This is a genomic window from Pseudomonas sp. ATCC 13867, assembly GCF_000349845.1.
Lineage (GTDB): Bacteria > Pseudomonadota > Gammaproteobacteria > Pseudomonadales > Pseudomonadaceae > Pseudomonas.
The window spans coordinates 309,482-327,763 of record NC_020829.1; the positions used below are offsets into that span (position 1 = coordinate 309,482).

General features: G+C 66.7%; 17 protein-coding genes and 1 other RNA gene. 11 read left to right on the forward strand and 7 right to left on the reverse strand.

Annotated elements, in window-relative coordinates:
• Positions 1–54: 54 nt before the first annotated feature.
• A complete protein-coding gene (gene ubiD / locus H681_RS01385) occupies positions 55–1,521 on the forward strand; it encodes a 4-hydroxy-3-polyprenylbenzoate decarboxylase (RefSeq protein ID WP_015475047.1) in 1,467 nt (488 codons plus the stop codon).
• A 124-nt stretch (positions 1,522–1,645) separates the two neighbouring features.
• The gene (locus H681_RS01390) at positions 1,646–2,614 is read left to right on the forward strand and encodes a CDP-6-deoxy-delta-3,4-glucoseen reductase (protein ID WP_015475048.1); all 969 of its coding nucleotides are present in this window, start codon (positions 1,646–1,648) and stop codon (positions 2,612–2,614) included.
• A gap of 162 nt (positions 2,615–2,776) precedes the next feature.
• On the opposite strand, the gene H681_RS01395 is transcribed toward H681_RS01390, so the two are convergent.
• Positions 2,777–3,754, reverse strand: coding sequence for an NADPH:quinone oxidoreductase family protein (locus H681_RS01395; RefSeq protein ID WP_015475049.1), 978 nt, complete (start codon positions 3,752–3,754; stop codon positions 2,777–2,779).
• A 196-nt stretch (positions 3,755–3,950) separates the two neighbouring features.
• Here H681_RS01395 and H681_RS01400 point away from each other — a divergent pair, with 196 nt between their 5' ends.
• The 4 genes from H681_RS01400 to H681_RS01415 all read left to right on the forward strand — a co-directional run bounded on the left by H681_RS01400 (position 3,951) and on the right by H681_RS01415 (position 9,388).
• A complete protein-coding gene (locus H681_RS01400) occupies positions 3,951–4,310 on the forward strand; it encodes a flagellar basal body-associated protein FliL (protein WP_236620567.1) in 360 nt (119 codons plus the stop codon).
• 144 nt (positions 4,311–4,454) lie between these two features.
• Entirely contained in the window at positions 4,455–5,528 is a 1,074-nt protein-coding gene (locus tag H681_RS01405; RefSeq protein WP_015475051.1) for an HlyD family secretion protein, read from the forward strand.
• Positions 5,525–8,260, forward strand: a complete 2,736-nt coding sequence (rbbA, locus tag H681_RS01410) for a ribosome-associated ATPase/putative transporter RbbA (protein WP_015475052.1) — start codon at positions 5,525–5,527, stop codon at positions 8,258–8,260. The genes H681_RS01405 and rbbA overlap by 4 nt, the downstream gene beginning before the upstream one ends.
• Positions 8,261–8,263: 3 nt before the next feature.
• Positions 8,264–9,388, forward strand: coding sequence for an ABC transporter permease (locus H681_RS01415; RefSeq protein ID WP_015475053.1), 1,125 nt, complete (start codon positions 8,264–8,266; stop codon positions 9,386–9,388).
• A gap of 117 nt (positions 9,389–9,505) precedes the next feature.
• Here the strand turns inward: H681_RS01415 and H681_RS01420 are convergent, their stop codons facing one another.
• Positions 9,506–11,344, reverse strand: coding sequence for a sensor domain-containing diguanylate cyclase (locus tag H681_RS01420; RefSeq protein ID WP_015475054.1), 1,839 nt, complete (start codon positions 11,342–11,344; stop codon positions 9,506–9,508).
• A gap of 99 nt (positions 11,345–11,443) precedes the next feature.
• Positions 11,444–11,905: an EVE domain-containing protein gene (locus tag H681_RS01425; protein ID WP_015475055.1), complete on the reverse strand. Its 462-nt coding sequence runs from the start codon at positions 11,903–11,905 to the stop codon at positions 11,444–11,446.
• A 325-nt stretch (positions 11,906–12,230) separates the two neighbouring features.
• Here H681_RS01425 and H681_RS27025 point away from each other — a divergent pair, with 325 nt between their 5' ends.
• Entirely contained in the window at positions 12,231–12,362 is a 132-nt protein-coding gene (locus H681_RS27025; protein WP_015475056.1) for a hypothetical protein, read from the forward strand.
• A gap of 1 nt (position 12,363) precedes the next feature.
• On the opposite strand, the gene H681_RS01430 is transcribed toward H681_RS27025, so the two are convergent.
• The 4 genes from H681_RS01430 to H681_RS01440 form a co-directional block, all read right to left on the reverse strand.
• A complete protein-coding gene (locus H681_RS01430; protein ID WP_015475057.1) occupies positions 12,364–13,005 on the reverse strand; it encodes a 5-formyltetrahydrofolate cyclo-ligase in 642 nt (213 codons plus the stop codon).
• 9 nt (positions 13,006–13,014) lie between these two features.
• Positions 13,015–13,193: non-coding RNA, 6S RNA (ssrS, locus tag H681_RS25590), on the reverse strand.
• Between the two features lie 44 nt (positions 13,194–13,237).
• Positions 13,238–13,555, reverse strand: coding sequence for a cell division protein ZapA (locus tag H681_RS01435; protein WP_015475058.1), 318 nt, complete (start codon positions 13,553–13,555; stop codon positions 13,238–13,240).
• Positions 13,552–13,761: a TIGR02449 family protein gene (locus tag H681_RS01440; RefSeq protein ID WP_015475059.1), complete on the reverse strand. Its 210-nt coding sequence runs from the start codon at positions 13,759–13,761 to the stop codon at positions 13,552–13,554. The genes H681_RS01435 and H681_RS01440 overlap by 4 nt, the downstream gene beginning before the upstream one ends.
• Before the next feature lie 186 nt (positions 13,762–13,947).
• Between H681_RS01440 and H681_RS01445 the strand changes: the two genes are divergently transcribed.
• Genes H681_RS01445 through H681_RS01460 form a run of 4 tightly spaced genes read left to right on the forward strand, consistent with a single transcriptional unit; the run spans position 13,948 to position 18,275 of the window.
• On the forward strand, positions 13,948–14,502 hold the full coding sequence (locus tag H681_RS01445) for a UPF0149 family protein (protein ID WP_015475060.1): 555 nt from the start codon (positions 13,948–13,950) through the stop codon (positions 14,500–14,502).
• A 9-nt stretch (positions 14,503–14,511) separates the two neighbouring features.
• A complete protein-coding gene (pepP, locus tag H681_RS01450) occupies positions 14,512–15,846 on the forward strand; it encodes a Xaa-Pro aminopeptidase (protein ID WP_015475061.1) in 1,335 nt (444 codons plus the stop codon).
• Between the two features lies 1 nt (position 15,847).
• Entirely contained in the window at positions 15,848–17,032 is a 1,185-nt protein-coding gene (gene ubiH, locus H681_RS01455) for a 2-octaprenyl-6-methoxyphenyl hydroxylase (RefSeq protein WP_015475062.1), read from the forward strand.
• A 25-nt stretch (positions 17,033–17,057) separates the two neighbouring features.
• On the forward strand, positions 17,058–18,275 hold the full coding sequence (locus tag H681_RS01460; protein ID WP_015475063.1) for a 2-octaprenyl-3-methyl-6-methoxy-1,4-benzoquinol hydroxylase: 1,218 nt from the start codon (positions 17,058–17,060) through the stop codon (positions 18,273–18,275).
• The last annotated feature ends 7 nt before the right edge of the window (positions 18,276–18,282 follow it).

Here is an 18,282-nt window from a genome sequence, read left to right on the forward strand (position 1 = left end):
AAGGCGCGGATAGGCGGTAGACTGTCGCATCATCCTGCCGCCATCGAGATCCTCATGCAGTATCGCGACCTGCGCGAGTTCATCGCTGCCCTGGAGCAGCGCGGACAGCTCAAGCGCATCCAGGCGCCGGTATCCCCGGTGCTGGAAATGACCGAGGTGTGCGACCGCACCTTGCGCGCCAAGGGCCCGGCCCTGCTGTTCGAAAAGCCCACCGGCTATGACATCCCCGTACTCGGAAACCTGTTCGGCACGCCCGGGCGCGTGGCCCTGGGCATGGGCGCCGAGGACGTCTCCGAACTGCGCGAGATCGGCAAGCTTCTGGCCTTCCTCAAGGAGCCCGAGCCGCCCAAGGGGCTGAAGGACGCCTGGTCCAAGCTGCCGATCTTCAAGAAGGTCATCAACATGGCGCCCAAGGTCCTGCGGGACGCGCCATGCCAGGAAGTGATCGAGGAGGGCGACGCCGTCGACCTGTCCAGGCTGCCGGTGCAGACCTGCTGGCCCGGCGACGTCGCGCCGCTGATCACCTGGGGCCTGACCGTCACCCGCGGGCCGAACAAGGAACGGCAGAACCTGGGCATCTACCGCCAGCAGGTGATCGGCCGCAACAAGGTCATCATGCGCTGGCTCAGCCACCGTGGCGGCGCGCTGGATTTCCGCGAGTGGTGCCAGAAGCACCCCGGCCAGCCCTATCCGGTGGCCGTGGCCCTCGGTGCGGACCCGGCGACCATCCTTGGTGCCGTGACCCCGGTGCCGGACAACCTCTCCGAATATGCCTTCGCCGGCCTGCTGCGCGGGCACAAGACCGAGCTGGTCAAGTGCATCGGCAATGACCTGCAGGTGCCGGCCAGCGCCGAGATCGTCCTCGAAGGGGTGATCCATCCCGGCGAGATGGCCGATGAAGGTCCGTACGGCGACCACACCGGCTACTACAACGAGGTGGACCGCTTCCCGGTGTTCACCGTCGAGCGCATCACGCGCCGGCAGAAACCGATCTATCACAGCACCTACACCGGCCGCCCACCGGATGAGCCGGCGATCCTCGGCGTGGCGCTGAACGAAGTCTTCGTGCCGATCCTGCAGAAGCAGTTCCCGGAAATCACCGACTTCTACCTGCCGCCCGAAGGCTGCTCCTACCGCATGGCGGTGGTGACTATGAAGAAGCAGTATCCCGGCCACGCCAAGCGCGTGATGCTGGGTGTGTGGTCGTTCCTGCGACAGTTCATGTACACCAAGTTCGTTATCGTCACCGACGACGACATCAACGCCCGCGACTGGAACGATGTGATCTGGGCCATCACCACGCGCATGGACCCCAAGCGCGACACGGTGATGATCGACAACACGCCGATCGACTATCTGGACTTCGCTTCGCCGATCTCCGGCCTCGGTTCGAAGATGGGCCTGGATGCCACCCACAAGTGGCCGGGCGAGACCAGCCGTGAATGGGGCCGGGTGATCGAGAAGGACCCGGCGGTGACCCGTCGCGTCGACGAAATCTGGGCGAGCCTGGGCATCGACTGATGCCTGGGTAACCCTGTAGGAGCGAGCTTGCTCGCGAACATTACCCTGCAGCGGGGCTGGGTTCGCGAGCAGGGACTAAGGCGTCTCCCTCGGTCCTACAAAATCAAAAGAACGAGAACAACGCTTGAAAGTGACCTTGCAACCCTCCGGCGCCCAGCTCGAGCTGCGCCCCGGCGAACGTATCCTCGATGGCGCGCGGCGCCTGGGCTACGAGTGCCCGCAGAGCTGCCGCAACGGCAACTGCCATATCTGCGCGGCGCTGCTGGTGGAAGGCCGCGTGCGCCAGTCGGGCGAGGTGCGCGACCACGGCGAACTCTTCACCTGCCTGGCCGAGCCGCTGGAAGACTGCGTACTGCACTGGGACGGTGTACTGGCGCCCGGAGAACTGCCGGTGCGCAAGCTGTCCTGCCAACTGACCTTCTGCGAGCCGGTGGGCGGCGATGTCTGGCGCGTGCGCCTGCGCGCACCGGCCGGCAAGCCGCCGCGCTACCACGCCGGGCAGTACCTGCTGATCGAGCGCGACGGCAATGAGCCGGCGGCCTTCTCCCTGGCCTCCGCGCCGCAGGAAGGCCGCGATCTGGAGCTGCACATCCTGGCCCGCGAGAACAGCGCCATCGACCTGCTGGCGCAACTGCAGCGCGACCACATCGCCCGCGTGCAGATGCCCTTCGGCGACGCGCACCTGGCCGACCTGCCGGATGGCCCGCTGGTGTTGATCGCCGCCGGTACCGGCATGGCGCAGATGCACAGCCTGATCGAATACTGCCGTGCCACCGGTTTCGCCCACCCGGTGCACCTCTACTGGGGTGTGCGCCGCCCGGAAGACTTCTACGAACTGCCGCACTGGGAGCGGTGGCAGGGCGTGCCCAACCTGTACCTGCACAAGATCGTCAGTGACCTGTGCGGCTGGCAGGGGCGTTGCGGGTTGCTGCATGAAGCAGTGTGCGAGGACTTCGCCGATCTTTCCGGCCTGCGGGTCTACGCCAGCGGCTCGCCAGCGATGGTCTACGGCACCCTGGATGCGCTGGTGGCGGCGGGCATGGACCCGCACCAGATGCGCGCGGACGTGTTCGCCTACGCGCCGCGCGGCTGATTCAGGGTAAGTCGCGGCGGCTTTTCGTAGGAGCGAGCTTGCTCGCGAACCCGCTGAGGGCGGTCCGCTGCGCCAACACCAGCACAAGAAAAGCCCCGCTCACGCGGGGCTTTTGGTTTTTCGCAGGAGCGGATGAAGTCCGCTCCTGCAAGGCGCACGGAATCAACGCACCGTCACCACCACCTTGCCCACCGCCTTGCGCTGTCCCAGGTGATTGATCGCCTCGGCCGCCTTCTCCAGCGGATAGGTCTGCGACACCAGCGGCTTGATCCTGCCTTCGGCGAACCATTTGAACAGTTGCTGGAAGTTCGCCGCGTTGTCCTGCGGCTGGCGCTGGGCGAAGGAGCCCCAGAACACGCCGACCAGCGAGGCGCCCTTGAGCAGGGTGAGGTTGGCCGGCAGCGACGGGATGGTGCCGCTGGCGAAACCCACCACCAGCATGCGGCCGTTCCAGGCGATGGAGCGGAAGGCTTCCTCGAACAGGTCGCCGCCCACCGGGTCGTAGATCACGTCCACGCCCTGGCCACCGGTGATTTCCTTGAGCTTGTCCTTCAGGCTGCCTTCGCTGTAGTTGACCAGCACGTCGGCGCCGGCGGCCTTGGCCACTTCCAGCTTGGCGTCGCTGCTGGCGGCGGCGATCACTTTCGCGCCCATTGCCTTACCGATCTCCACCGCCGCCAGGCCCACGCCACCGGAAGCGCCGAGCACCAGCAGGGTCTCGCCCGGTTGCAGGTTGGCGCGCTGCTTGAGCGCGTGCATGGAGGTGCCGTAGGTCATGCCGAAGGCGGCAGCGCTGGCGAAGTCCATGCCGTCGGGAATCGGCATCACGTTGTAACCGGGCACCGCCACTTCCTCGGCGAAGCTGCCCCAGCCGGTCAGCGCCATCACGCGGTCGCCGGGCTTCACGTGGGTGACCTTCTCGCCCACCGCGCCGATCACACCGGCAGCCTCGCCGCCCGGGGAGAACGGGAAGGGTGGCTTGAACTGGTACTTGCCCTCGATGATCAGCGTGTCGGGGAAGTTCACCCCGGCGGCATGCACCTGCAGCAGGACCTCGTTCTTCTTCGGCGCGGGGCTGGCGATGTCTTCCAGCACCAGGGTTTCGGCGGGGCCGAAGGCTTTGCACAGCACGGCTTTCATGGGGAGTACTCCGCTTTAGGTATCGGGGCAGTGTAGGAGCGCAGGTCGGGAGGGCAAATCACAATGGCCCCGGCTTATGCCGCGATATAGCTTGGGCAGCGGCGTGAGTCTGGCTATCCTTGCCCGCATCGAATCCGGAGACATCGCCTTGAGAGCTTTCCTCGCACTGCTGCTGGTCCTGTCCTTCAGCCCTTTCATGGCCGTCGCTGAAGAGGCCAAGCCGGCAGACGCCAAGAAGCCGGTTTTCGTCGATCTCACACCGGCGCTGGTGGGTAATTACGGCAGCGGCCCGCGCCTGAAGTACTTCAAGGCAGACATCGCACTGAAGGTCACCGGCAAGGAGGCCTCGGAGAAAGTCGAGCACCACGAGCCGCTGATCCGCAACCAGTTGGTGATGCTCTTCGCCCAGCAGACCGATGACTCCCTCGGCAGCGTCGAGGGCAAGGAAAAGCTGCGTCAGGACGCCCTCAAGCAGGTACAGGACGTGCTGCAGCAGGAAGAAGGCCAGCCGCTGGTGGATGACCTGCTGTTCAACAATCTGATCGTCCAGCCCTGATCTCGGGGCCGAGGCCGCGTCGCACTGGGCGTGTAGGAGGTTTCCCGGTCACGCCTGATTTGTATCAAGCCCCATTCGCCGTCAATTGCCGATTATCCCCTCATGATTCGCTCGAATTTGAGCGTGCGGACAAGGAGATTTCGTATGGCGGGAAATGCAAAGAGCTGGCGCACCCGAGCACTGATCCTGGTGGTCGCGGCTGTACTCGCTGCGCTGGCCTGGCAGACGTTCAAGCCGAACGGCCTTCCCGAAGGCTTCGCCAGCGGTAACGGTCGTATCGAAGCGACCGAAGTCGACGTGGCCACCAAGCTGCCCGGCCGCGTGGCGGAAATCCTGGTGGACGAGGGCGACTTCGTGAAGGCCGGCGACGTGGTGGCGAAGATGGACACCCAGGTGCTCCAGGCCCAGCTCGCCCAGGCCCAGGCGGAAGTGCGGCGGGCGCAGAACGCCCAGCTCACCGCGCAATCCCTGGTGGCCCAGCGCACCAGCGAGAAGTCCACCGCCGAAGCCGTGGTCGCGCAGCGCCAGGCGGAACTCACCGCCGCGCAGAAGCGCTTCACCCGCACCGAACAGCTGGTCAAGCGCAACGCGCTGCCGCAACAGCAACTGGACGACGACCGCGCCGTGATGCAGAGCGCCCAGGCGGCACTGGCCGCTGCGCGTTCCCAGGTGGTCTCGGCGCAGGCCGGCATCGCCGCCGCGCGCTCCCAGGTGATCGAGGCGCAGTCGGCCATCGAGGCCGCCACCGCGAGCACCGAGCGCCTGCAGGCGGACATCGACGACAGCCTGCTCAAGGCCCCGCGCAACGGCCGCGTGCAGTACCGCGTGGCGCAGCCGGGCGAAGTGCTGGCGGCCGGCGGCAAGCTGCTCAACATGGTCGACCTGGCCGACGTCTACATGACCTTCTTCCTGCCCTCGGGCCAGGCCGGCAAGGTCGAGCTGGGCCAGGAAGTGCGCCTGGTGATCGATGCCGTGCCCGAGTACGTGATCCCGGCCAAGGTGTCCTACGTCGCCAGTGTCGCGCAGTTCACCCCGAAGACCGTGGAGACCGCCAACGAGCGCGAGAAGCTGATGTTCCGCGTCAAGGCGCGCCTGGATCCGGGGTTGCTGGAGAAGTACATCACCTACGTGAAGACCGGCGTGCCGGGCATGGCCTACCTGCGCCTCGACCCGCAGGTGCAGTGGCCGACTGAACTGCAGATCAAGGTCCCGCAATGAATGCCGCCGACTGCGTGGCCCGTCTGGCCGGCGTCTCGCTGCGCTATGGGCAGACCCGCGCAGTGGACGACGTCACCCTGGAAATCCCGGCCAACCGCATGGTCGGCCTGATCGGCCCGGACGGCGTCGGCAAGTCCAGCCTGCTGGCGCTGCTGGCCGGCGCGCGGAAGATGCAGGATGGCGAGATCCAGGTGCTCGGCGGCGACATGCGCGACGTGCGCCACCGTCGCGCCGTGTGCCCGCGCATCGCCTACATGCCGCAGGGTCTGGGCAAGAACCTCTACCCGACGCTCTCGGTGTTCGAGAACGTCGACTTCTTCGGCCGCCTGTTCGGCCACGACAAGGCCGAGCGCGAGCGGCGTATCGCCGACCTGCTGCACAGCACGGGCCTCGCGCCCTTCGCCGAGCGCCCGGCGGGCAAGCTCTCCGGCGGCATGAAGCAGAAGCTCGGGCTGTGCTGCGCGCTGATCCATGATCCCGACCTGCTGATCCTCGACGAGCCCACCACCGGTGTCGACCCGCTGTCGCGCAACCAGTTCTGGGAGCTGATCACGCGCATCCGCGCCGGCCGCGAAGGCATGAGCGTGCTGGTGGCCACCGCCTACATGGAGGAAGCCGAGCGCTTCGACCACCTGGTGGCGATGGACGAGGGCAAGGTGCTCGCCACCGGCACGCCCGCCGAACTGCGTGCGCACACTGGCACGCAGAACCTCGAAGAGGCTTTCATCGCACTGCTGCCCGAGAGCAAGCGCGCCGGCCATCACCGGCTGGTGATTCCACCGCGCCCGCAACCTGACGGCGCGCCGCAGATCGCCATCGAGGCCGAGGGGCTGACCTGCCGCTTCGGCGATTTCGTCGCGGTGGACCGTGTGAGCTTTCGCATCGAGCGCGGGGAAATCTTCGGCTTCCTCGGCTCCAACGGCTGCGGCAAGTCCACCACCATGAAGATGCTCACCGGGCTGCTGCCGGCCAGCGAAGGCACCTGCGCGCTGTTCGGCCAGCCGGTGAACGCCAACGACATGGAGACGCGCCGGCGCGTCGGCTACATGTCCCAGGCCTTCTCGCTGTACGCCGAGCTGACGGTGCTGCAGAACCTCGAACTGCACGCCAGGCTGTTCCACATCCCCCACGAGCAGATCGGCCCGCGTGTCGAGGAAATGCTCCAGCGCTTCGACCTGGGCAAGGTCAAGGACGAGCTGCCCGACAGCCTGCCGCTGGGCATTCGCCAGCGCTTGTCGCTGGCGGTGGCGGTAATCCACAAGCCGGAAATCCTGATTCTCGACGAGCCCACTTCGGGCGTCGACCCAGTGGCTCGCGACGGCTTCTGGGAACTGATGGTGGAGCTGTCGCGCAACGACGGCGTGACCATCTTCATCTCCACCCACTTCATGAACGAGGCCGAGCGCTGCGACCGCATCTCGCTGATGCACGCCGGCAAGGTGCTCGACAGCGATACCCCGCAAGGACTGATGGACAAGCGCGACCTGCCGACCCTGGAGGCCACCTTCATCGCCTACCTGGAAGAGGCCGCCGGCAGCGCGCCGGTGCCCGACGCCACGCCTGCCTCCGAGCAGCCAGCCAATCCAACCCGCTACAGGGGCAGCGATCGCTTCAGCTGGCTGCGCCTGTTCAGCTACGCGCGCCGCGAGGCCATGGAGCTGCGCCGCGACCCGATTCGCCTGACCCTGGCGCTGGTGGGTACCGCGCTGCTGATGTTCATCATGGGCTATGGCATCAACATGGATGTCGAGGACCTGACCTTCGCCGTGCTCGACCGCGACCAGACCACCACCAGCCAGGCCTACGCGTTGAATATTTCCGGCTCGCGCTACTTCATCGAGAAGGCGCCGATCCAGAACCCCGAGGAGCTGGAGCGACGCCTGCGCAGCGGCGATATCAGCCTGGCGGTGGAGATCCCGCCGAATTTCGGCCGCGACCTCAAGCGCGGCGCCGACCCGGCCATCGGCGTGTGGATCGACGGTGCCATGCCGACCCGCGCCAACACCGTGCTCGGCTACGTGCAGGGACTGCACGCCAGTTACCTCGCCGACCTGGCACGCCAGAACGGCAACGCTGCCGCCAGCGCGGCGGCGAGCACCGAAGTGCGCTTCCGCTACAACCCGGACGTGGAAAGCCTCAAGGCGATGGTGCCGGCGGTGATCCCGCTGCTGCTGATCATGATCCCGGCGATGCTCACCGCGCTGGGTGTGGTGCGCGAGAAAGAGCTGGGCTCGATCACCAACCTCTACGTCACGCCGGTCACGCGCCTCGAATTCCTGCTCGGCAAGCAGCTACCGTATATCGGCATGGGCGTGATCAACTTCGTGTTGATGCTGGCGATGGCCGTGCTGCTGTTCCAGGTGCCGCTCAAGGGCAGCTTCCTGGCGCTGCTGGTCGGCGCGTTCCTCTACGTGGTGACCAGCACCGGGCTCGGCCTGCTGCTTTCGACCTTCATGAAGAGCCAGATCGCCGCCGTGTTCGGCACTGCCATCGCCACCATGATCCCGGCGATCCAGTTTTCCGGGCTGATCCACCCGGTGTCGTCGCTGGAGGGCGCGGCGGCGGTGATCGGCCAGCTCTACCCGACCTCGCACTTCCTGATCGTCAGCCGCGGCGCCTTCTCCAAGGCCCTGGGATTCGCCGACCTGTGGGTCTACTACCTGCCGCTGCTGGCGATGGTGGTGGTGCTGACGCTGCTCAGCGTGGCCTGCCTGAAAAAGCAGGAGGACTGAGCGATGAAGAAGCTGGTGAACATCTTCAACCTCGGCATCAAGGAATTCCGCAGCCTGGGCCGCGACTACGCAATGCTGATCCTGATCGCCTGGGCCTTCACCCTGGGCGTCTACAGCTCGGCCACCGGCGTGCCGGAAACCCTGCACCACGCGCCGATCGCCATCGTCGACGAGGACCAGTCGCAGCTCTCCTCGCGCATCGTCAACGCCTTCCAGCCGCCGTACTTCCGGGTGCCGGAAATGATCGGCCACGCGCAGATGGACCGCGGCATGGACGTCGGCCTGTACACCTTCACCCTGGACATTCCGCCGGACTTCCAGCGCGACGTGCTGGCCGGGCGGCAGCCGGCGATCCAGGTCAACGTCGATGCGACGCAGACCGGCCAGGCCTTCTCCGGCGCCGGCTACATCCAGAGCATCGTCGGCACCGAGGTGCGCGAGTTCGTCAGCCGCTACCGCGCCGAGGCGGCGATGCCGGCGGAGCTGGCGGTACGCATGGAATTCAACCCGAACCTGACCCAGGCCTGGTTCGGCGCGGTGATGGAGGTGATCAACCAGATCACCATGCTGTCGATCATCCTCACCGGCGCCGCGCTGATCCGCGAGCGCGAGCACGGCACGGTGGAACACCTGCTGGTGATGCCGCTGACCGCCTTCGAGATCATGATGGCCAAGGTCTGGTCGATGGGGACCGTGGTGCTGGTGGCGGCGGCGATTTCGCTGCAACTGGTGGTGCGCGGCTGGCTGGACGTGCCGATCAGCGGCTCGGTGGGGCTGTTCCTGTTGGGCGCGGCGCTGCACCTGTTCGCCACCACCTCCATGGGCATCTTCCTCGGCACCGTGGCGCGCTCGATGCCGCAGCTGGGGTTGCTGGTGATCCTCACCCTGATGCCGCTGCAGATCCTCTCCGGCGGCACCACGCCGCGCGAGAGCATGCCGGAGCTGGTACAGACCATCATGCTGGCGGCGCCGACCACCCACTTCGTCAGCCTGGCCCAGGCGATCCTCTATCGGGGGGCGGACCTGTCCATCGTCTGGCCGCAGCTACTGTCCATCGTCGGGATCGGTGCGGCGTTCTTCTTCGGCGCCCTGTGGCGCTTCCGCCGGACCATCGGGCAGATGGCGTAACGTCCGCTCTTCGCTCTTCGCTCTTCGTAGGAGCGAGCTTGCTCGCGAACAAATTATCCGACGACTAAGGAGTCAAGCGGGTTCGCGAGCAAGCTCGCTCCTACAGAAATGCCGTCCTCACTCCACCGGCCACACGCACGTCTGGTTCCGTCCCCGATGCTTGGCCGCATACAGCGCCTGGTCCGCCTGGGAGATCAACTGGTCGGGCTCGGCGTCCTGCCCCGGTTTGGCGATGGCCACGCCGATGCTGATCGTCAGCCGTCCCAGCTCCGTCGCCGGGTGGACGATGGCCAGTTCGGCGATCCGCTGGTGCACCCGCGCGGCCACATGGGCGGCGCCTTCCAGGCCGGTGTCGGTGAGGATGATCACGAACTCCTCGCCGCCGTAGCGGCAGGCCACGTCCCCTTCGCGTTGCAGGCAGCTCCGCAGGGCGCCGCCGACCCGGCGCAGGGCGTCGTCGCCGGCCAGGTGACCGAGACAGTCGTTGAAGCGCTTGAAGTGGTCGACGTCGAGCATCAGCACCGCCAGCGGCGCGTCGGCCCGGCGCAGGCGCCGCCATTCGCTCTGCAACTGGCGGTCGAAGTAGCGGCGGTTGAACAGGCCGGTGAGGCCGTCCTGTTGCGACAGCTTCTGCAACTGGGCTTCCAGTTGCAGGCGCTCGCTATTGTCGCGGGCCACGGCGATCAGGTAGTCGCGCTCGCCCTGGCGGGTCAGCTGGGTATTGATCTCCGCCGCCTGCAGGCTGCCGTCGCGGCGCTGCATCTCGCGCTGGAAGATCATCGACAGGTTCAGCCGGTTGGCCTGCTGCACCAGTTGCAGCCAGGCGAAGAAGCCGGGGATCAGGCGTTCCGGATCGTCGCGCAGCAGTTGGCGGAAGTCCTCGGCGCTGTAGCCGAGGCTACTGTAGGTGGCGCGGTTCATGTGCAGCAGCTCGCGGTTCTGCACATCGAAGATGAACAGCGCGTCGCGGCTGGAGTCCGTCAGGTCGAGAACCAGTTGCAGGCGTTCGCGGCTGTCGAGCAGGTGCCCCTCGATCTCCTGGCGCTGCTCGGCCTCCAGGTTGAGCAGGCGGTTGCCGGCGCTCAGCGCGCTGGCGCGGCGGGCGTTGTCCAGCGCCAGGGCGAGGGCGGCGACCAGCAGCAGGCTGATGGCCACCGCCGTGCCGAACACCACGGCCGGCAGCGGTGTGGAGAGCGATTGCACCAGCGCCGCGCTGGGGCTGAGCTCCAGTTCGAAGCTGCGGTTGTTCAGCAGCCGTAGCGGTAGGCGCAGGGTTGCCTCGGCCTGGCTGTCGGGTTGGGAGCGGACGTAGAGCGGCTGGCCGTGCTCCAGCAGGCGCACGCTGAACAGGTGGTCGTCGGCCTGCTCCAGCAGATGGTCCATCAGGTTGCCGACGCGGAAGATACCCTCCATGAAGCCGTCGAAGCGCAGCGTGCCGTCGGATGCGCGCAGGTACACCGGCGCGTAGAGGGCAAAACCACGGCCGCCCTGGAGCAGCTCGATGCTGTCGCTCAGCCGGGGCTTGCCGGTATCGCGCGCGGCCATCGCGGCGTCATAGCCGGGGCTCAGCGGCGTCAGCCGATAGTTCAGTGCCGTCTCGTTGCCCTGCAGGGGCTCCACCCAGCGGATGCGCAGCTCCGGATCGGCCCACTGGATCGACTGGTAGCCGGCGAAGTTGTCGATATAGAAGCGCGCGTTGAGCTCCCACTCCGAGCGCGGGATGCGGTCGTGGTGGGTCCAGAGCTGCGCCAGCAGGTTCAGCCCCTGGACCTGCTCGTGCAGGGTGGCTTCCAGTTGATGGGCCAGGGCGCGCGCCTGGTAGTTCAGGCGTTCGCGAACCCGTTGCCGTTCGCTGCTGGCCAGTTCATGACCGAGCCAGAGACTGGCCAACAGGAGAACGCAGAGCAGGCCGCCAAGCCCGAGATAGGTGGAAACGGAGGACTTCAGGCGGTCCATGCGGAAAATTCCGAAGGCGTTCCTTACCTAATAGCACAGTGATATCGGTCTTTCACGGCCTTGCCCGCCGCTGTCGGCCCTTTCCTTTTTCTAGCGCTTCTATCGCCGAACCAGAGTCAGCACGATCTGCCATTGCGCCTCGGTTACCGGCATGACCGACAGGCGACTGCCGCGCTGTACCAGCGGCATTTCTTCCAGCCCCGCCTGGACCCTGAGGGTGGCCAGTGGCAGCACTGCGGTGAAGGCTTCGACGAAGCCGACGTCGCGGGCGGTCCAGGGATTCTTCTCCGCGCTGGCCTTGGGGTCGTGGTAGGGGCTCTGCGGATCGAGCGCGGTGGGGTCGGGGTAGGGCTCGCCCTCGATCGTCGCGATCCCGGCGATGCCCGGTTCGGGGCAGCTGGAGTGGTAGAAGAAGAACAGGTCGCCCGGCTGCATGCCGCGCATGAAGTTGCGCGCCTGGTAGTTGCGCACGCCGTCCCAGCGCGCCGTTTTCAGGCGTTGCAGGTCGTGGATCGAGAGTTCGTCGGGCTCGGATTTCATCAGCCAGTAAGCGCGTGCCATCCGCGGGAGTCTCCTTGTGTGTGGCGAATTTCCGGGAGCGGGCGCGAAGTCCGTCCAGGGGTTAATGGTAGGTGTTTCCCCTGCGACAAGTTGTCGGCTCGCGAAAGTTTCGCTGTAGGAAGAATATGGGGAGATCCGGCATGAACCTTGCCTGGAAGTGCGCGCAGTTTTGGAAGGCGCGCCTCCTCCGACGATCGGTTGGCGTCAGAATTGCGAGAAGCTTTTCATTGTCGGAGAATGCCGCCGTTTTTAGCTTGGACCGCCGGACGGACAAAAAACCACCGCCGGCATCGTGGACAGTTTGCCTGGAAGGGGGAGGCAATCGATGAAACGCAAGCCTGATCTTTTGTGGGTTCTGGTAATCCTGTTCGGCCTGGGAGTCGTCACCACCGGTTACACCCAGAGCCTCTGGGAGCGTCAGGGTGAGGTTCCCGCCCAGGTGACCCAGCAGCCCTGATTCATTTCGCCGGGTGTCGCAAGGATCGCGACGCCTGCGCGAGTCGGCCATACCAGCCGCCGTCCGTCACCGTACCCATCAGCGGTACGTCCCAACTGGCCAGTTCCAGTCGATCGACTTTCTGACATTCGTGCGCCAGACCCAATAGCGTCGGTGTGTGCCAATTTTTGCGCATGCCCAGGTAGGCCAGGGTGCGGTCGTAGAAGCCCTTGCCCATCCCCAGGCGTCCACCTTGCGGATCGAATCCCACCAGTGGCAGCAGCAGCAGGTCCAGGGCCCAGGCCGGGCGTTGCCGGCTGCGGTCGCGTGCGGGCTCGGCGATGCCGAAACGGTTGCGTGTCCAGCGTTCGCCAAGGCCGACGCGCTGGAAGGTCATGTGGGTCCTGGGCCAGTCCGACAGCACCGGCAGGTAGGTGGCCTTGCCGCGTCTCTGCGCCGCCTTCATCAGCGGTCGTGGGTCGATTTCGCCGTCGGCCGGCAGGTACAGGGCGATGTGCCGCGCGCGGCGAAACAGCGGGTGCTGCGCCATCCGGCGATACAGGGCCTGGGCCGCGAGGCGTTGCTGGAGTGGGGTGAGGGCGCGTCGGGCCTCGCGCAACTGACGGCGCAGGGCCGGACGGGAAAGACCGTCGCTATGGATCATCGAAGGGTAAAGCTCCCCGGACATGCCGCTGTCGGGTTAGCCCTTGAACCCGAGAGTTCAAGGTGGTGGTTGCAGTAGGCTTTAAGGCTTTCCGTCGTGCGGACATGCACACCAGCCCAACTGGCAACCCCCGTTGTTGCAATTATCGGCTCAGGGACATCACCGACTGGCCAACACACCAGGGAACGAAGCGGATTATACCCCAAGGAAATTTCCAGGGTCAGACTTCACCCTATTCTTGATCGGTGGTAAGGGTATCGGTGGTGAGGGCCCGGTCCACGCGCTCGAGCAGTTCGCGCACGCGCTCGCGGGTGGAGCTGGCGTCGTGGTCGAGGCGTTCCTGCTTGTGCAGCAGATCGTGGGTGATGTTCAGCGCGGCCATCACCGCCACGCGGTCGGCGCCGATCACTTTGCCGCTGGAGCGTATCTCGCGCATCTTGCTGTCGAGATAGCGCGCGGCGCTTTCCAGGTTGACGCGTTCCTCGGGAGGGCAGGTGATGCAGTACTCCTTGTCGAGGATTTGAACATTGAGGGTATTCGACTGGCTCATGAGTCCTGCTCCAAGGCTTTGAGTCGCAAAATCATCGCTTCGACCTTCTGCCGCGCCAATTCGTTCTTCTCGATCAGATGGGCGCGCTCTTCCCGCCAACTCTTTTCGTTCGCCCGCAGCAGCCGGTTTTCGGCCTTGAGCTGTTCCAGGCGCTGGAGCAACTGGTCGAACTTGGCGATCAGCGTGTGCAGGTCGGCGTCTTCCATAGACTCTCGCTTGGCTCTCTACTCGTAAGAATGGGAGTGACCGGAAACTATATAGGACCGCCGTAGGGGTGGGTCAACGCGGCGACCCGTTACATGGTCTTGCACAGGGCGGCGGTGCTAGGATACGAGACCACATTCTATGCGCGGCGCCCGATGGCGCCTAGCGGCCATACCCCGGGTTCGATCATGTCCACGTCAAGTTCCGCCTATAACGCCTTCGCCGCCCTGCTCGCCGAGGCCGCCCTGCCGATTTCCCCCGCCGAACTGCACGGCCACCTGCTGGGCCGCGTCTGCGCGGGCAGCGGCTTCGACCAGGCGGAGTGGCTGCAGGCCGCCAGCGAGTTGCTCGGCGGTGAGCCGGGCGAGCGCCTGGGCGCAGCCCTGGGCGGGCTGCTGGGCATGGTCCAGCAGGACTTCGGCGCCGGCGAGATGGCCGTGGTGCTGATGCTGCCCAACGACGACGCCCCGCTGGCCGAGCGCGCCGCCGCCCTGGGCCAGTGGTGCCAGGGCTTCCTCGCCGGCTTCGGCCTGGCGCTGCGTTCCCCCAGCCTGTCGGATGAAGCCGACGAAGTACTGCAGGACATCGCCGCCATCGCCCAGGTCCAGGGCGCGCTGGAAGATTCCGAAGACGGCGAGGCCGACTATATGGAAGTGCAGGAATACCTGCGCGTCGCCCCGCTGCTGCTGTTCTCCGAATTCGGCAAGGTGCCGGCACCGGCCGAGAAACCCTCCCTGCATTGAGGTCGCTGCATGATCCGTATCGCCAAGTTGGAATACGCCCGTCGCCGCAAGGCGCTGATGGAGCAGATGGAACCCAACAGCATCGCCATTCTCCCGGCGGCGCCGATGTACATCCGCAACCGCGACGTCGAGCACGTCTACCGCCAGGACAGCGATTTCCAGTACCTCACCGGCTTCCCCGAGCCGGAAGCGGTGATGGCGCTGATCCCCGGCCGCGAGCACGGCGAGTACGTGCTGTTCTGCCGCGAGCGCGATCCGGAGCGTGAGCTCTGGGACGGCCTGCGCGCCGGCCAGGACGGCGCGATCAAGAACTTCGGCGCCGACGACGCCTTCCCCATCGGCGATATCGACGACATCCTGCCCGGCCTGATCGAAGGTCGCGACCGCGTCTATTACGCGCTGGGCGCCAACCAGGAGTTCGACCGCCGGCTGATGGACTGGATCAACGTGATCCGCTCCAAGGCCCGTCAGGGCGCGCAGCCGCCGAACGAGTTCGTCGCTCTCGACCACCTGCTGCACGACCTGCGCCTGTACAAGAGCGCGGGCGAGGTGAAGGTGATGCGCTACGCCGCCGAGGTCTCCTCCGGCGCCCACGTGCGCGCCATGCAGGTGTGCCGTCCGGGGCTGAACGAATACCACCTGGAAGCCGAGCTCGAGTACGCCTTCCGCAAGGGCGGGGCGAAGATGCCGGCCTACGGCTCCATCGTCGCCACCGGCCGCAACGCCTGCATCCTGCACTACCGGGAGAATGACGCGACGATCAAGGACGGCGACCTGATCCTGATCGACGCCGGCTGCGAGATCGACTGCTACGCCAGCGACATCACTCGCACCTTCCCGGCCAATGGCACCTTCAGCCCCGAGCAGAAGGCCATCTACGAGCTGGTGCTGGAGGCCAACGTCGCCGCCTTCGACTACATCGCCCCCGGCCGTCACTGGAACGAGGCCCACGAGGCCACCGTGCGGGTCATCACCGCCGGTCTGGTGAAGCTCGGGCTGCTCAGCGGCGACGTCGACGAACTGATCGAAAGCGAAGCCTACAAGGCGTTCTACATGCACCGTGCCGGCCACTGGCTGGGCATGGACGTGCACGACGTCGGCGAATACAAGGTCGGCGGCGAATGGCGCGTGCTCGAAGTCGGTATGTCGATGACCGTCGAGCCGGGCATCTACATCGCCCCGGACAACACCGACGTGCCGAAGAAGTGGCGCGGCATCGGCGTGCGCATCGAGGACGACGTGGTGGTGACCAGGACCGGCTGCGAAATCCTCACCAACGGCGTGCCCAAGACCGTTGCCGAGATCGAAGCGCTGATGGCCGAGGCCAAGGCTCAGGCCGCCTGACATGCAACGTCCGCAACTGGCCATCATCGGTGGCGGCCTCGTCGGCGCGAGCCTGGCGTTGATCCTCCAGGCCGGTGCTCGCGAGCGCGGCTGGCGGATCGTGCTGGTCGAGCCGTTCGCCCCCGGCGATGCCTACCAGCCCAGCTACGACGCGCGCTCCACGGCGCTGTCCTTCGGCAGCCGGCAGATCTACGAGCGCCTGGGGCTCTGGCAGCAGATATCCCTGCGCGCCGAAGCGATCACCCAGATCCACGTGTCCGACCGTGGCCGCTTCGGCTCCGCGCGCCTGACGGCGGTGGAAGAGGGCGTTCCGGCTCTCGGCTACGTGGTGGAGAACGCCTGGCTCGGCCGGTGCCTGTGGCACGCACTGGACCCGGAAGTGGTGAGCTGGCGCTGCCCGGCCGAGGTGCGCCGGATGGACGCACTGGGCGACGGCTACCGCCTGACCCTGGACGACGATTCGCTTTTGGACTGCGACCTCGCCGTGCTGGCCGACGGCGGCCGCTCCGGCCTGCGCGAGCAACTGGGCATCGGCGTGCGCGCCTCGTCCTACGGGCAGACCGCGCTGATCGCCAACGTCAGCCCGTCCGAAGCCCATCGCGGCCAGGCCTTCGAACGCTTCACCGAGAACGGCCCGCTGGCCCTGCTGCCGCTGCCGGAAAACCGCTGCGCGCTGGTCTGGACCCGCAACGGCCGTGACGCCGAGCGTCTGCGCGAGCTGTCCGACGCGGCGTTCCTTGCCGAGTTGCAGGAGGCCTTCGGCTATCGCCTCGGCGCCTTCCGTCAGGTTGGCGCGCGCTACGGCTACCCGCTGAGCCTGATCGAGGCCGAGGAACAGATTCGCCCGCACCTGGTGGTGCTGGGCAACGCCGCCCACAGCCTGCACCCGATTGCCGGGCAGGGCTTCAACCTGTCGCTGCGCGACGCCCAGGCCCTGGGCGACCAACTGTTGCAGGACGAGGCCATGCCGGGCGATTTCGCCGTACTGCAGCGCTACCTGGACGGCCAGCGCCTGGATCAGCAGATGACCGTCGGTTTCTCCGACCGCGTCACCCGCCTGTTCTCCAACGCTCAACCGCTGCTCGCCAGCGGCCGCAACCTGGGCCTGCTCGGCCTCGACCTGCTGCCGCCGGCCAAACGCTGGTTTGCCCGCCAGGCTATGGGCCTGGGCGCCCGCCCGGTGTGACAGCCCCAGCCAATAAGGAAATTCGATGCACGCGGATCTGGTAATAGTCGGGGCAGGCATGGTCGGCAGCGCGCTGGCCCTGGCCCTGGAAGGCAGCGGCCTGGACATCCTGCTGCTGGACGGCAGCCCGCTGAGCGTCAAGCCGTTCGACCGCGAGGCGCCGTTCGAGCCGCGCGTCAGTGCCTTGTCCGAGGCCAGCCGACGCATCCTCCAGCGCCTGCACGCCTGGGACGGCATCGCCGCGCGGCGTGCCGAACCCTACCGCGAGATGCAGGTGTGGGACGGCTCCGGCACCGGGCAGATCCACTTCAGCGCCGCCAGCGTGCACGCCGAAGTGCTCGGCCATATCGTCGAGAACCGCGTGGTGCAGGATGCCCTGCTGGAGCGCCTGCACGACTCCGCCCTCGGCCTGCTGCCCGGCGCGCGCCTGGAGCAACTGCGCCACTCCGGCGACGACTGGCTGCTGAGCCTTTCCGATGGTCGCGAGATCCGCACGCCGCTGGTGGTTGCCGCCGACGGCGCCAACTCCGCCGTGCGCCGCCTGGCCGGCTGCGCCACCCGCGAGTGGGATTACCTGCACCACGCCATCGTCACCAGCGTGCGCTGCGAAAAGCCGCACCTGGCCACCGCCTGGCAACGCTTCACCGACGACGGCCCGCTGGCCTTCCTGCCACTGGCGAAGGAGGGGGACGCGCACTGGTGCTCGATCGTCTGGTCGACCACCCCGGAGCGGGCCGAACGGATCATGGCGTTGGACGACGATGGCTTCCGTGCCGCGCTGGGGCGGACCTTCGAGCAGCGCCTGGGCGCCATCGAGCACGCCGACCGCCGCCTGTGCATTCCGCTGCGCCAGCGCCATGCCAAGCGCTACGTGGAGCCGGGGCTGGCGCTGATCGGCGATGCCGCGCACACCATCCACCCGCTGGCCGGGCAGGGCGTGAACCTCGGCTTCCTCGATGCCGCGGTGCTTGCCGAGGTGATCCTGCATGCCTACGAGCGCGGCGAGAACATCGCCGAAGAGCGTGTGCTGAGTCGCTTCGAGCGCCGCCGGATGCCGCACAACCTGGCGATGATGGCGGCGATGGAAGGCTTCCAACGCCTGTTCCAGGCCGATCCGCTGGCGGTGCGCTGGCTGCGCAATGCCGGGTTGCGGCTGGTGGACAAGCATCATGAGGCCAAGGGGATGTTCGTGCGGCAGGCGCTGGGGCTATCGGGCGATCTGCCGACGTTGGCGCAGGTCTGATCACCGC